The organism is Cellulomonas sp. HZM (genome assembly GCF_000708885.1).
Classification (GTDB): domain Bacteria; phylum Actinomycetota; class Actinomycetes; order Actinomycetales; family Cellulomonadaceae; genus Cellulomonas.
Genome location: NZ_JEOE01000009.1, coordinates 79,883 through 93,158 on the forward strand (window position 1 = coordinate 79,883; position 13,276 = coordinate 93,158).

14 protein-coding genes, 1 tRNA gene and 1 other RNA gene are annotated in these 13,276 nt (G+C 74.1%); 8 read left to right on the plus strand and 8 right to left on the minus strand.

What is annotated here, in order from left to right; all coding sequences use genetic code 11:
• Window positions 1-18: 18 nt before the first annotated feature.
• The 3 genes from AW16_RS0107230 to AW16_RS17635 form a co-directional block, all read right to left on the minus strand.
• Window positions 19-1,377 carry a DUF2252 domain-containing protein gene (locus tag AW16_RS0107230; RefSeq protein WP_029289286.1) on the minus strand — a complete coding sequence of 453 codons (1,359 nt, stop codon included), beginning with the start codon at window positions 1,375-1,377 and terminating at the stop codon, window positions 19-21.
• Between the two features lie 60 nt (window positions 1,378-1,437).
• Complete coding sequence (locus tag AW16_RS0107235) at window positions 1,438-1,917, minus strand: hypothetical protein (protein WP_029289287.1); 480 nt, start codon at window positions 1,915-1,917, stop codon at window positions 1,438-1,440.
• A gap of 162 nt (window positions 1,918-2,079) precedes the next feature.
• Window positions 2,080-2,925: an META domain-containing protein gene (locus AW16_RS17635; protein WP_029289288.1), complete on the minus strand. Its 846-nt coding sequence runs from the start codon at window positions 2,923-2,925 to the stop codon at window positions 2,080-2,082.
• Between the two features lie 194 nt (window positions 2,926-3,119).
• Between AW16_RS17635 and AW16_RS18385 the strand changes: the two genes are divergently transcribed.
• The 4 genes from AW16_RS18385 to AW16_RS17640 all read left to right on the plus strand — a co-directional run bounded on the left by AW16_RS18385 (window position 3,120) and on the right by AW16_RS17640 (window position 4,762).
• Window positions 3,120-3,293, plus strand: coding sequence for a hypothetical protein (locus AW16_RS18385; RefSeq protein ID WP_156044099.1), 174 nt, complete (start codon window positions 3,120-3,122; stop codon window positions 3,291-3,293).
• 75 nt (window positions 3,294-3,368) lie between these two features.
• Window positions 3,369-3,869, plus strand: coding sequence for a hypothetical protein (locus tag AW16_RS0107250; protein WP_156044100.1), 501 nt, complete (start codon window positions 3,369-3,371; stop codon window positions 3,867-3,869).
• Between the two features lie 15 nt (window positions 3,870-3,884).
• Complete coding sequence (locus AW16_RS18045) at window positions 3,885-4,394, plus strand: helix-turn-helix domain-containing protein (RefSeq protein WP_081861516.1); 510 nt, start codon at window positions 3,885-3,887, stop codon at window positions 4,392-4,394.
• Entirely contained in the window at window positions 4,391-4,762 is a 372-nt protein-coding gene (locus AW16_RS17640; RefSeq protein ID WP_051681748.1) for a DUF86 domain-containing protein, read from the plus strand. Before AW16_RS18045 ends, AW16_RS17640 begins: the two co-directional genes overlap by 4 nt.
• Window positions 4,763-4,817: 55 nt before the next feature.
• Here the strand turns inward: AW16_RS17640 and AW16_RS0107270 are convergent, their stop codons facing one another.
• Window positions 4,818-6,935, minus strand: a complete 2,118-nt coding sequence (locus AW16_RS0107270; protein ID WP_051681749.1) for a DEAD/DEAH box helicase — start codon at window positions 6,933-6,935, stop codon at window positions 4,818-4,820.
• Between the two features lie 56 nt (window positions 6,936-6,991).
• Here AW16_RS0107270 and AW16_RS0107275 point away from each other — a divergent pair, with 56 nt between their 5' ends.
• Window positions 6,992-8,197: a TIGR03862 family flavoprotein gene (locus AW16_RS0107275; RefSeq protein WP_034648321.1), complete on the plus strand. Its 1,206-nt coding sequence runs from the start codon at window positions 6,992-6,994 to the stop codon at window positions 8,195-8,197.
• A gap of 45 nt (window positions 8,198-8,242) precedes the next feature.
• Here AW16_RS0107275 and AW16_RS0107280 read toward each other — a convergent pair.
• Window positions 8,243-8,327: transfer RNA gene (locus AW16_RS0107280), tRNA-Ser, on the minus strand.
• Between the two features lie 93 nt (window positions 8,328-8,420).
• On the minus strand, window positions 8,421-8,606 hold the full coding sequence (locus AW16_RS18390; RefSeq protein WP_029289293.1) for a hypothetical protein: 186 nt from the start codon (window positions 8,604-8,606) through the stop codon (window positions 8,421-8,423).
• A 283-nt stretch (window positions 8,607-8,889) separates the two neighbouring features.
• Between AW16_RS18390 and AW16_RS17650 the strand changes: the two genes are divergently transcribed.
• Window positions 8,890-9,081 carry a hypothetical protein gene (locus AW16_RS17650; protein ID WP_051681751.1) on the plus strand — a complete coding sequence of 64 codons (192 nt, stop codon included), beginning with the start codon at window positions 8,890-8,892 and terminating at the stop codon, window positions 9,079-9,081.
• Here AW16_RS17650 and AW16_RS0107295 read toward each other — a convergent pair.
• The gene (locus tag AW16_RS0107295; RefSeq protein ID WP_029289295.1) at window positions 9,069-9,596 is read right to left on the minus strand and encodes a DUF2510 domain-containing protein; all 528 of its coding nucleotides are present in this window, start codon (window positions 9,594-9,596) and stop codon (window positions 9,069-9,071) included. The two genes, AW16_RS17650 and AW16_RS0107295, sit on opposite strands and share 13 nt — an antisense overlap.
• A gap of 75 nt (window positions 9,597-9,671) precedes the next feature.
• Here AW16_RS0107295 and ffs point away from each other — a divergent pair.
• An RNA gene (gene ffs, locus AW16_RS18050) (signal recognition particle sRNA small type) lies at window positions 9,672-9,768 on the plus strand.
• Here the strand turns inward: ffs and AW16_RS17655 are convergent.
• Complete coding sequence (locus AW16_RS17655) at window positions 9,764-10,504, minus strand: hypothetical protein (RefSeq protein WP_051681752.1); 741 nt, start codon at window positions 10,502-10,504, stop codon at window positions 9,764-9,766. The genes ffs and AW16_RS17655 overlap by 5 nt on opposite strands.
• A gap of 107 nt (window positions 10,505-10,611) precedes the next feature.
• Here AW16_RS17655 and AW16_RS0107305 point away from each other — a divergent pair, with 107 nt between their 5' ends.
• A complete protein-coding gene (locus AW16_RS0107305) occupies window positions 10,612-13,242 on the plus strand; it encodes a DNA polymerase III subunit gamma and tau (protein WP_029289297.1) in 2,631 nt (876 codons plus the stop codon).
• Window positions 13,243-13,276: the final 34 nt, after the last annotated feature.

The following is a 13,276-nucleotide window of genomic DNA, read 5'->3' on the forward strand; positions in this document are numbered from 1 at the left end:
ATCCGACGATCGACGCGTCTAGCTCGCTCCCGGTGCGAGCGACGCGACGAACGCCGCGTGGTCCCGTTCGGCGAGGTCCGCGTACGACGACGCGAAGTCGGCGAACGCCTCGTCGGCCGTGCGCTCCTCGCCCAGGTAGCCCGCGAGCGCGAAACGGTCCCCGGACCGGGCGTGCGCCCGCGCGAGCACCCACGCGCACAGCTGCCCGTACCCGTCGAGGGCGTCGGGCTGCAGCGTCTCGAGCGTCACGCCGCCCTTCCAGTCGTGCAGCTGCCGCAGGTAGTAGTCACGCTCGACGCCGTCGATGCCGCGCGCACGCTGCCACCCGAGCATGAGGTCGCTCGCCGCCTGCATGAGCCGCTGGCCGAGCACCACCCGCTCCCCGTGCTGCTCGAACGTGCACGGCTCGAGGTACGCCTCGAGCACAGAGGAGGTCGCCTCCTTCGCCTGCAGGATGATCGCGTCGTCGGCGTCGACCCCCTGCATGAGCAGGATCCAGCACCGCGTGCCGACGCTTCCGACACCGACCACCTTCAGCGCGATGTCGACCAGCCGGTAGTGCGCGAGCAGCGTCCGCCTGTCCGGCAGGAGGGTCGCGCGGTAGTCGTCGAGCAGCGTCGTCAGGACTGCGGTGATCTGCTCCGCGCCGGGGAAGCCGGACAGCGGTTGCACGAGCGGCAGGTCGGGCAGGAAGCGGCGCTCGCCGTCGACGACGGTGGTGAGCTTCTGCAGGGAGCGCAGCTGCGAGCGGCGGCGCGCCTGCTTGATCGTCGTGGTCGCGACGCCCTGGGCCGTGGACCGGTCGGAGCGCGCGATCCGGATCGCCTCGTCGACGTCGGCGTGGGAGTACCAGACCTCGAGCTCGGACATCGTCGAGAACCGGAGCATCGCGCGGCGGTACTCGCGTGCGGCCCGGCGCACCACGCGACGGCGTGCCTTCGTCGGCAGGTCGATGGCCCGGCCCGCCAGCTCGATGCTCGCGACCAGTCGCTTCACGTCCCACTCGAACGGCCCGGGGTGCGTCTCGTCGAAGTCGTTGAGGTCGAACAGCAGCCGCCGCTCGGGCGATCCGAACAGCCCGAAGTTCGCGGCGTGCGCGTCGCCGCACAGCTGCACGGACAGCCCCGAGTGCTCGCTTGCGCCGAGGTCGTCTGCCATCACGAGCGCGGTGCCGCGGTAGAACGCGAACGACGACGCGGCCATGCGCTCGTGCCGCAGCGGCAGCAGGTCGGCGATCCGGTCGTCCTCCTGGCGCAGCACGAGCCGCACGGGGTCCCGGTCGGCGCGCTGGCCGACCTCCGCGAGCGCCTCGAGGGGGAGCCGCGTGCGGGCGTCTGCGCCGGCCGCGAGGCGTGCGGCGCGCTCGGGTGTCGTCATGCGCCGAACGTAGCCCCGCGCGCTTCTCGCGTCACGCGGCTCGTCGGGTGAACGCGCAGGTCAGGCGCAGCCTCCGGCGGGGGCCACGCGCAGGCCGGTGCCGACGCCGGTGGAGTACGCGAACAGCCCCTGGCGGTTGTCGATGCGGACGTCGTCGTACCCGGAGCCGACGGCCCGGTCCGCGCGCAGGTGCAGGCGCAGCGTGCGCTCGGTGCCGGCCCCGACGACGGCCCCGGCCACGGGCTCGCCGCCGTCCGACCAGCCCGCGTGCGACCCGACCCCAGGACCGTCGACGACGTACGCGCCGACGAGGTGCACGCCGTGCGCCCCGACCAGACGCACGTGCTCGAGGCCGACGCGCTCGCCGGGGTTGATCGGCAGCTCGACCGTGAGGTCGGGCACCGGCACCGCGGGCTGCGCGACGCACAGCGACCCACGGCTCTGCTCCCACGCGTCCGCGAGCGGGCCGCCGGGGTGGTGCGCGACGAGCAGCCACACGATCCCGCCCGCGCCGAGGGCGGCGGCGGTGAGCGCCGCCACGGAGCGACGCCGACTGTGGGGTGCGTGCGGGGCGGCTGGGGTGGCGTGGGGGCTCGGTGCGACGGTCGTCATGGGACTCTCCTGTCCTGGACGCGGCACCTCGCCGCTGCGGTCAGTGTGGCGGACAGCCGTGACCTGGGGCAATGGCCTCGCCGACGTGGTTCACGCCCGGTCGAGGCGGCCCAGCGCCCGACCGGCGGCATCGATGAGCACCAGACGGCCGTGCTCGATCGAGGCCCACCGTGCATCGTGTACCCAGGAGTCGACGGGGGCGCCCTCGCACCCGACGAGCGTCGAGAAGCCGCTGGTCGCGAGGAAGGTGCCGGCGGCGCTCACGGCCCAGCGCCCGCGTACCCGGTTGCAGCCGTCGGAACTCGAGTAGGTCCCGTCCGCCCCGAAGGTCAGGCCTGGGTCGGTGTCGACGTCGAGGTCGGCGGGCTTCCATGAGCCGACCAGGTCGGCGGCCGTCGCCAGGCGCACGCCCCGGGGCGGCGCGGTCACGCGGTCGAGCGCTGCCAGCTCCGTCGGCTGCGGCGTCGGGGCCGTCGTGAGCTCGTCGGCGATGTCGTCGTACCCGCCGGGCGCCCCGTCGATGCTGAGCGTCGCGACGACCGACCCGTCGGCGGCCCGCAGCTCGGCCCCGTCGTCGACCAGCCGATACGTCGCCGTCCGGTCGAGCCACGGCACGCTCGGACTGTCCAGCGAGCACGACGACGACCACCCGAACACGCTCCCGACGAACGCGGTCCCGTCCCCGCGCCACGCCCCCTCGAGAGATCCGCACGCCCGCAGCACGCGCAGGCTCCTCGCGTCCAGCCGCAGCCACGTGTCCGGCTCCTCGCCCTGCGCGCCGGAAACCCGCCACAGCCCGACGAGCTCCGACGGGTGCTGCCGGGGGGCGGCGGCGGTGCTGGGTGCTCCGGTCCCGGCCTCGTCCCGCCCCGCACATCCTGCTGCCGTCGCTGCGAGCATCACTGTCGCGGCGACCGCCGCGACCACCCGGTGCATCCGCACGTCGTCCCCCTGTCCGGCCGTCGACGTCCGCGTCCGGCTGCCGGGATTGTGTCGCAGACCGCCCGTGTCTTGCAGTGCGTCCCGGCTCGCCGCGCGTCGCCGGACCGGGCAGCGCAGAGTTGGAGGGACACGACCGGCCCGACGAGGGCCCGACGAGGGCCCGACGAGGGCCCGACGAGAGGACCACCATGACCGACGAGACCACCGACCAGTTCGACGGCACGTCGAACGATCCGGTCGAGGCCGACCCGGCCTCGAACCCGCACGCAGAGCGCGGCGAGCAGCCCCCGCAGGGCCCGACGCAGGAGGACACGCAGCGCAAGATCTACCCGACCGACCCGACGGGCGCCGACCCGGCCTGACGGCTCTCGTCGGCTGGTACGTTCCGGGACGAGCCGGACGAACCTGGTCGCCGGCCGACGAGCAGGGGGTGGCAGGTGCGTCGGGTCGTGCTTCTCGTCGGGGTAGCAGTGCTCGCGTCGGCCGGGATCTTCCACGTTCTCGGCTTGCGGCTGCCGTTCGGCGACGATCACCCGACGCCGACCGCTCAGCAGCAGATGAACGCCGACAATGCGCGCCGCGTGCTCGACGCCCCGTACGCCGACCGGCTCGCGCTGCCGGCCGACGCCCCGGACCTGCAGTTCATGTTCACCACGCGTGTCACGCGGAACTCGTTCGAGGTCGCGTTCCAGCAGGCGGGCGGCCTGTTCGTGCTGTGCGACGCCGACGACGACGTCGACTCCGGGTGCGCGACCGACACGGTGACCGTGCTGCGCGACGAGCAGGTCGACGGCCGTCGCGTGCGCATCGCGCAGGTGGACGCTCGCGCCGCGGATGGGGAGGCGACGAGGACTGAGACCGCCTACTGGCACGACGTCGACCTGGTCCGCGGCACCCCGCCCTGGCTCACGACTCTTGGCGGCAGCGCATACCGGTAAAGGTATATTGGGGCCATGAACGCTGCGCTGCTCATCAAGGAGGCCCGTGAGCGTGCCGGCCTCACCCAGGCACAGCTTGCAGCGCGCGCCGGAACCTCCCAGCCGGCCGTTGCTCGCTACGAGAGCGGTTCGACCTCGCCGGCCGTCTCGACCCTGGAGCGCCTGCTTGCCGCTGCAGGCATGACCCTCGAGGTCTCGGCTCGCCCCGCATCCCGGACGTTGAACGCGCGCACGCACCGCATGGCGAGGCTGCGCGAGCACCGCTCTGACGTCCTGGCCGCCGCGCGTCGCCACGGGGCGCGCGACGTCCGGGTGTTCGGCTCGGTCGTGCGCGGTGAGGACGGACCGTCGTCCGACATCGACCTACTCGTCGCGATGGACGTGGAGCGAGTTGGGCTTCTACCCGCTGACGACCTTCGTCTCGAGCTCGAAGAACTCCTCGGTGAGCACGTGGACATCGCCGTCGAGAGCATGCTGGCACCGCACGTCGCTCCGTCCGCGCTCGCCGAGGCCGTCGCGCTGTGAGCGCCCGGCCGCAGTCGGCGTGGCTCGCGGACATCATCGAGGCCGTCGATGCGATCCGTGCTGCGGAGCTCGCGATCGACATGACGGGCGAGGGGATCGACTGCGACGCTCTGGCCGGCATCGTCGCGGACGCCCTGACATATCGCGTCATGACGATCGGTGAGGCAGTCAAACATCTGGCCCCGGCTCTCACGAACGCGCGACCGGACGTGCCGTGGTCGAGCATCGCCCGCATGCGGGACCTCGTCACCCACCACTATCACCGGCGTGATCTGACGGTCATCCGCGCGACGGTGGACGGGCACCTGGAGTCGCTGAGGAGCGCCGTCGTCGAGCTGCTCGAGCTCGAGCTCGGCCGAGAATCCTGACCGGTCCGAGGAACCGCCTGCCGGAGCCGACCGGCGACTGTGCGCGCGTTCCGGATCAGGCGCGCAGTGCCAGCACGAACGGCAGCACCGCCGGCGCTCCTGCGCGTCGCAGCTCGCGCGCCGCGACCGTGAAGGTCCAGCGGCTGTCGGCCAGGTCGTCGACCAGCAGCACGGGAGCGCGCGGCAGGTCGAGGCCGCTCGCGCCGAACCGGTCCCAGACCCCCGCGAGCCGGAACGCGCTGTTGCCGCCCGGCCCGCCCGTGGGGCCGTCACCGTGCACCCCGAGCGCCCCGAGGTACGGGAGCCTTCCGATGTCCGCGATGCCGCGCGCGAGCGAGTCGACCAGCAGCGGGTGCCGCCGCGACGGCATCGCGACGACCGCCGCCGGCCGCTCGTCCCAGTCCCACTGCGCGAGCACCCGCACGCAGCCGTCGAGCATCGCGCGCGTCACGGGCGCATCCGGGGCGCCCGCGGCGAAGACCTCGCGCAGCGCCGTGCCCCACCCGAGGTCGGTGAGCCGCGCGAGCGCCCGACCCTCGAGCGCTCGCTCGTCGACGGGGATCCGTCCCTTGACCGGCAGCCCCAGCCGGTCCACGCCCACGGGCCACTGCGCGCGTGGCTCGACGGGCACGCCCACGCGGTCCAGCGAGCGGCTCGCGGTGTCGGCCGCCCCCTCGACGACGTCGCGCGGATACCAGGAGCCGGCGCACGAGTCGCAGCGCCCGCACGGGGTTGCCGTCTCGTCGTCCAGGGTGCGCTGGAGGAACTCCATGCGGCAGCCGTCGGTGCGCTCGTACTCGATCATGTGCCGCTGCTCGTCCTCGCGTGCGGCGGCGATGCGGGCGTACCGCTCGGCGTCGTAGGTCCACGGCTGCCCCGTCGACACCCATCCGCCCTGTACGCGACGCACGGCGCCGTCCACGTCGAGGACCTTGAGCAGCAGCTCGAGCGGCGTGCGGCGGATGTCGACGAGCGCCTCGAGCGACGGCGTCGACAGCGGCCGGTCGGACAGCTCGCGGATCACTCGTTCCGCGCGCTCCTGGTTCGGCATCGACGCGGTCGCGAAGTACCGCCAGATGTCGGGGTCCTCCGGGCCCGGCAGCAGCAGGACGTCGGCACTCTCGGTCGCACGGCCCGCGCGCCCGACCTGCTGGTAGTAGGCGACCGGCGACGAGGGCGCGCCCAGGTGCAGCACGAAGCCGAGGTCGGGCTTGTCGAAGCCCATGCCGAGAGCGCTCGTCGCGACCAGCGCCTTGACCCGGTTCTCCTTGAGCGCCGCCTCGGCGTCCTCGCGGTCCGCAGGGTCGGTCTGGCCGGTGTACGCGCGCACGTCGTGGCCGGCCTCGCGCAGCAGGCGTGCGGTGTCCTCCGCGGCGGAGACGGTGAGCGTGTAGACGATGCCGGACCCGGGCAGGTCGGCCAGGTGGCTCAGCAGCCACGCGAGCCGGGTCTTCGCGTCGGGCAGTCGGAGCACGCCGAGGCGCAGAGATGCCCGCGCCAACGGCCCGCGGATGGTCAGCACGTCGACCCCCGAGCCCGTTCCCAGGTGCTCCGCACCCAGCTGCTCCGCGACGTCGGCGACCACCCGGCTGTTCGCGGTCGCGGTCGTCGCGAGCACCGGGACGCCCGCCGGCATGGCGGCGATGAGGTCGCGCAGCCGTCGGTAGTCGGGGCGGAAGTCGTGCCCCCAGTCGCTGATGCAGTGCGCCTCGTCGACCACCAGCATGCCCATCCGGCGCACGAGCGCGGGCAGCTGGTTCTCACGGAACGCGGGGTTGTTGAGCCGTTCGGGGGAGACGAGCAGCACGTCGACCTCGTCGGCCGCGAGACGTCCCAGCAGCTCGTCCCACTCGTGCGCGTTGGTCGAGTTGATCGCCACCGCCCGCACGCCTGCGCGCTCGGCCGCCGCGACCTGGTCACGCATCAGCGCGAGCAGCGGCGAGACCAGCACGGTCGGCCCCGCGCCGCGCTCGCGCAGCAGCATCGTCGCGACGAAGTACACGGCCGACTTGCCCCACCCGGTCCGCTGCACCACGAGCGCCCGGCGGTGCTCGTCGACCAGCTGCTCGATCGCCTCGTACTGCCCCTCGTGGAACTCCGCGGCGGGGTTGCCGACGAGGCGGCGCAGCACGGCGAGGGCGGCGGAGCGGGTGTCGGCTGTCACGGCGCACACCCTGCCAGGAGGCACCGACACGGCACCGCGACGCCCGCATCGGCTACGGTCGGCCGGTGCGCACGGCGACCGTGGTCGGAGGCGGTCCGGCCGGACTCATGGCGGCGGAGGTGCTGGCCCGGGCCGGCGTCTCGGTGACCGTGCTCGACCGCATGCCGTCGCCCGCCCGCAAGCTCCTGCTCGCCGGCCACGGCGGCCTCAACATCACCCATTCCGAGGACCGCGAGCCGTTCCTCGCGCGCTACGGCTCGTCGGCCGACAGGCTCGCGCCGATGCTCGCGATGTTCACGCCCGACGACCTGCGCGCCTGGTGCGCGAGCCTCGGCGAGCCCACGTTCGTCGGGTCCAGCGGGCGGGTGTTCCCGGAGTCGTTCCGTGCGACGCCGCTGGTGCGTGCGTGGCTGGCCCGGCTGGGCGAGCTCGGCGTGCGGATCGAGCGGCGGCAGCGGTGGACCGGCTGGGCCGACGAGGGCCTCGAGGTGGAGGCCGTCGACGGGACCAGGGCCGTGGTCAGCGCCGACGCCACGCTGTTCGCCCTCGGCGGCGCGTCCTGGCCGCGGCTCGGGTCGGACGGCAGCTGGGTCGACGCCTTCGTCGACCGCGGCGTGACCGTGTCCCCGCTGCGCCCCGCGAACGTCGGGCTGCGCGTCGCGTGGACCGACGTGTTCGCCGACCGCTTCGAGGGCGTGCCGCTGAAGAGTGTCAGCCTGACGGTCGGCGACGTGACCACCCGCGGCGACGCGATGCTCACACGCACGGGCATCGAGGGCGGCCCGGTGTACGCGATCGGCGCGGCGGTCCGCGCAGGTCTGGACGCCGACGGCCGCTGCACGCTGCTCGTCGACCTGCGCCCGACCGTCCCGGCCGACGACCTCGCAGACCGCCTGCGCCGCCGCCGACCCAAGGACTCGTCGTCGACCTGGATGCGCCGCACGCTCGCGCTCGACCCGGCGGCGATCGGGCTGCTGCGCGAGGCCGTCGGCCGCGACCTGCCCGACGACCCCGACGCGATGGCCGCGCTCATCAAGGCAGTCCCCGTCGAGGTGACCGGAACGATGCCGATCGACCGCGCGATCTCGTCGGCCGGCGGCATCGCCTGGTCCGAGGTCGACGAGTCGCTCATGCTGCGACGACTGCCCGGAACGTTCGTCGCGGGGGAGATGCTCGACTGGGAGGCGCCCACGGGCGGCTACCTGCTGCAGGCGTCGTTCGCCACGGGCGTGGTGGCCGCACGCGGTGCGCTGGCGTGGCTGGGGCGCTGACGACGAAGGGCCCGCGAGCAGTTGCTCACGGACCCTGTCGATCGGCGGAGGATGGGGGATTCGAACCCCCGAGGGCTTGCACCCAACACGCTTTCCAAGCGTGCGCCATAGGCCACTAGGCGAATCCTCCTGGCTGCGTCCGCGGCCACCACGAGGGGCGACGAGCGGTCGGAAGCGGCTCAAGCGTACCGGACCAGGCGGCCTGCTCCGGACGTCGCTGCGCTCAGCGGTCGTCGTCCCAGAAGTCCCATCCGGCCGGGGCCGGCGGCCACTCGGGCGGCGGCTGCCACGCGCGCCCGGGCCACGAGCCGTCCGGGTTGGCCGGCCAGCCGGGGGCGGGGCGGAAGCGTCGTCGGGACCGCCACCTCCGCCACAGCCGGTCGAGCGCGACGAACGCCGCGATCGCCATCAGGAGGGTGATCGCGCCGAAGCGCAGGAACTCGCCGCGGTACGGGCCGCACGCGTCGCCGCCCTCGCACGGCTCCGAGGGGTGCGCCCGCGACCAGCAAAGCCCCGGTCCCGACGACGATCGCGACGACGAGCACCGCGCGCCCGACGACGACGAGCGCTCGCCGGCTGTGGTATCCGGGCGGCCTCGTCGGCACCCCGCGCTCCACATCGGACCGTCCGCTCGTCACGGCCGGACGCTACAGCTCCAGGCCGTCGACGCGTCGGCGCCCCGCGCTAGCGTCGTGGAGCACCTGCACGTGTGGTTCTTCGCCCGGCCGGAGGGCGCTCGGCAGCTGCTGGGGACGCTCATGCCGCTGTGGGAGGACCTGCTGCCCCCGGTGCCGCTCGACGAGCGCGACGCGGCGGCGGCCCGGGTGGCGGTCGCCGTCGAGCGGTCGTTCGGCGGCACGGCGGTGCGGCGTCAGCTCTCGTAGAGGTCGATCTGCGCGTTGCCGTACGAGTCCACGTACAGGTCGGCGTAGACCTTCGACGTGTCGCCGCCGTCCCACGACGCGACGCCGCCGCAGCTCATCACGTACGTCATGTCGTCGCCGTCGGGAAGCTTCGTCACGGGCCGCGCGTCGTCGACGAGATCCGACTCGAGGCTCACGAGGTTGACGCGACCGCCGCTGCCGTACTGCTCGATCGCGAACCGCTCGACGTCGTGGCACGTGTAGTCGGCGACGTCCGCGAGCGACGACTTCTCCTGCTGGTTGAGGAACACCGGGATGGCGACGGCCGCGACGATCCCGAGCAGCACGATGCCGCCGACGACGCAGCCGATGACGATCGCCGCGATCGCCCCTCCGGACAGCTTCTTGCGCCCGGGCGCACCTGGCGCGCCCGGGACCGAGCCGAGGACCTGCACGTTCGCGGTCCACTGCGTGCCGTCGTACCACCGCACGAGGCGGGGGTCCTGGGGGTCGTGGTACCAGCCGGGAGCGCTCACGTCTGTCCTATCGGCACGTCGCGGCCTCGGGTCCAGGGCGTCACGACGACTGTCGCGGCTGGGTTAGGCTTTCCGGCAGACCCCTCGTGCGGCGTCATCTCGCTGAACTCCCCCAGGGCCGGAAGGCAGCAAGGGCAGGTGAGCTCTGGCGGGTGTGCGGGGGGTCCTTACTCTGTCCGCTTCTTCTTGTCTTTCTTGGACTTCTTCACCTTGATGGTGGAGGTCCCGTCCGCGTGCAGGATCACGCGGCCCGACGAGGGTGCGGCCTCCAGCAGCGCACGGGTCTGCGCGTCGTCGCGCACCTGGCCCTCGGCGTGGGTGAGCTGGTCGACGAGGAACTGGTGCAGCGGGATCGCGGGGAGCATCCAGTCGTCGCCCTCACGCTCGTCGTCCGCGACGCGCAGCGCCATGAGCAGCACGTCGTCGACCCTGCCGCCGCCGACGTCGGGCTGGAAGTAGGGGAACGGGAGCCTGCGGGCGCCGTGCTTGCCGTAGAACCTCAGCCGCTTCGCCGGGTCGCCGTGCGCGGGGTCGCCCCCGCCGTGGCGCTGCGGGTCCTCCACCTCGGCCAGCACGAGCCAGGGGTCGAGCTCGTCGCACCAGCGGTCGAGCGCTCCCTCGAGCAGCAGGCCGCCGACGCCCCCGCCGCGCCCTCCCGGCGCGACCGCGAGGTGCGCGAGCAGCAGCACGCCCGTGCGTGCCGACCAGTGTGCGAGCGCCGCGCCGTGCAGCGCGCCGTCGTCGCCCACGGCGGCGACCCCGAACACGGACCGACCCAGCTCACGCGCGAGCTCGTCGAGCGGCTCGATCTCCTTCGCCGGGAAGGAGGGGACGAGCACCTCCTCGTGCACCTGTGCGAGCGCCTTGGTGGTGGTCAGAGGGACGATGTCGAGGGTGCGTGCGTCCACGAGTGGATCATGTCAGCCCGATCCGTGCGCGCAACAGGTCGAGGGTCCTGTTCACAGGTGGTCCGCAGGCGTCGTCGTGTGTCGGCGGTGGCGTCTAGGGTGCGGGGGTGACCACAGCCCTGTACCGCCGCTACCGGCCGGAGACGTTCGCCGAGGTGATCGGTCAGGACCACGTGACCGCACCGCTGCGGCAGGCGCTGCGCAGCGGGCAGGTCAACCACGCGTACCTGTTCTCCGGGCCTCGCGGGTGCGGCAAGACGACGTCGGCGCGCATCCTCGCGCGCATCCTGAACTGCGCGCAGAACACGGCGGAGTCCCCCACGGACACGCCCTGCGGGGCGTGCGAGTCGTGCGTCGAGCTGGCGCGCGGCGGCCCCGGCTCGCTCGACGTGGTGGAGATCGACGCGGCGAGCCACGGCGGCGTCGACGACGCGCGCGAGCTGCGCGAGCGAGCCACGTTCGCGCCCGCGCGGGACCGGTTCAAGATCTTCATCCTCGACGAGGCGCACATGGTCTCGCCGCAGGGCTTCAACGCGCTGCTCAAGATCGTCGAGGAGCCGCCGCCGCACGTGAAGTTCGTGTTCGCGACGACCGAGCCGGACAAGGTCATCGGCACCATCCGCTCGCGCACGCACCACTACCCGTTCCGGCTCGTGCCGCCGGACGTCCTCGTGCCCTACCTGGACCAGCTCTGCGCGCGGGAGAACGTGCCCGTGGGGTCCGGCGTGCTGCCGCTCGTGGTCCGCGCGGGCGGCGGGTCGGTGCGCGACACGCTCTCGGTCCTGGACCAGCTCATCGCCGGAGCCGGCGACGGCGGCCTGGAGTACGCGGGCGCTGCGGCACTGCTCGGCTACACGCAGGCGTCGCTGCTCGACGACCTGGTCGAGGCGATCGCTGCACGGGACGGTGCGAGCGCCTTCCGTGTGGTCGAGCGGGTCATCTCCACCGGGCACGAGCCGCGGCGCTTCGTCGAGGACCTGCTCGAGCGCCTGCGCGACCTCATCGTCATCGCGGCGTCCGGTGACGCTGCCGACGCGGTGCTGCGCGACGTGCCCGCGGACCAGATGGAGGCGATGCGGGTCCAGGCGGCTCACCTCGGCCCGTCGGAGCTGTCGCGCTCGGCCGACCTCGCGAACGCCGCGCTCACCGAGATGACGGGCGCGACCTCACCCCGGCTGCACCTCGAGCTGCTCATGGCGCGTCTGCTGCTGCCGGCCGTCGACGACGAGCGGGCCGGGATCGGCGCGCGCCTCGACCGGCTCGAGCGGGACGGGGTGGCGGCCGGTCCGCGCGCCCCCGGCCAGGTCGGCGCTGGTGGCGCCTTTGGGGCCGTCCCCGACGCCACCGCGCCGGGGACGGTCGGCAGTGCGCAGCGGCCGCCCGTCGCGGGCGGGTCCGCCGCCGCCGCGCGAGCGGCCCTCGCCGAGGCGCGCGGGCAGGCGCCCGTTCCGGCTCCCGCCCCGACCGCTGCTGCGCCGACCGCCCCAGCACCGACCGCCCCTGCGCCGACCTCCGCGGCCCCGACCTCCGCGGCCCCGGAGCAGGAGGCGAAGGCCGGGACCACGCTTGTGCCCGAGCGCTCGCCCATGGCCGGGTCGGGGAGCGCACCCGAACCGGTCGCCGCCGAGCGCTCAGCAGATCTCGATCCCGAGACCAAGACCTCGCTCGACACCCCGCTCGACGCCGGGCAGGAGTCCGCTGCCCCTCCCGCACCCGTTCCAGCACCCGCTCCCGAGCCGACCGAGGCGCGCACCGACCCGGTCCCGACCGCACCGGCCGCCACGGGCTCGGCGAGCACCGACACCGAGGTGCTACGTCGCCGCTGGCCCGAGGTGCTCGAGACCGTCAAGGGTCTGCGCCGCGTCACGTGGGCGCTCGTCGACCCGCGCAACGCCCAGGTCGCGGAGCTCGACGCGACGACGCTGCGCCTCGCGTTCGACACGGCCGCCCTCGCGACGACGTTCCGCAACGGCGGCCACCCGGAGGTCGTGGCTCGCGCGGTCCGCGAGACGCTCGGCTTCGAGGTGCGCGTCGAGGGCGTGCTCGCGAGCGAGAGCCGCGCGCAGCCGTCAGCGACCCCGCCCTCGCCGGCCCCCACGGACGGAACGCCGGGCGCAGCCGGGGCAGACACGTCCTCGGGCCGCGACGTGCCCGCGGCCCCATCGGCCGGGTCCGCACCGGTCGCAGCCGCACCTCCTGCCCCCGCATCTCCGGCCCCAGCACCCAGTGCCGCCGCGCCGCAGCGCGCGCAGCCGACGCAGCGGGCCACCAGCACGCCGCTCGACCGCCCGTCGGCCGTCCGGACCCCCGAGCAGGCTCGCGCAGCCGCGTCGTGGGACGACGTCCCGCCGGGGGAGCCGCCGGCCGACGAGCACCCCGACGACGACCCGTGGGCTCAGGCGCCGCCCGACGAGCAGGAAGAAGCGCCGTCGTCACCCGCTTCGGCGGACGCGGGCCGGTCCACGCCGCCGCCGTGGGACGTGCCGGACGCCCCGCCCCGTGCGTCGGGCGCTGCTGCGCAGACGGGCCGCACTCCCGCCCAGCAGTCGGCGCGCGAGCGTGGGACCGCTGCGGCGATGTCGGCCGCCGCCCGCGCGCGCGAGTCCGCCGCGGTGCAGGACGAGCCCTCGCCCGACGACCCGGACATCGCGTCGAGCGGGCTCGTCGGCGCACCGCTGGTCGCGCAGCTCCTCGGCGGGACGGTCATCGACGAGCAGGTCGACGACCCGACCGGCTGAGGACCCCGGCAGCCCCGGGCACACCCCGCACGAC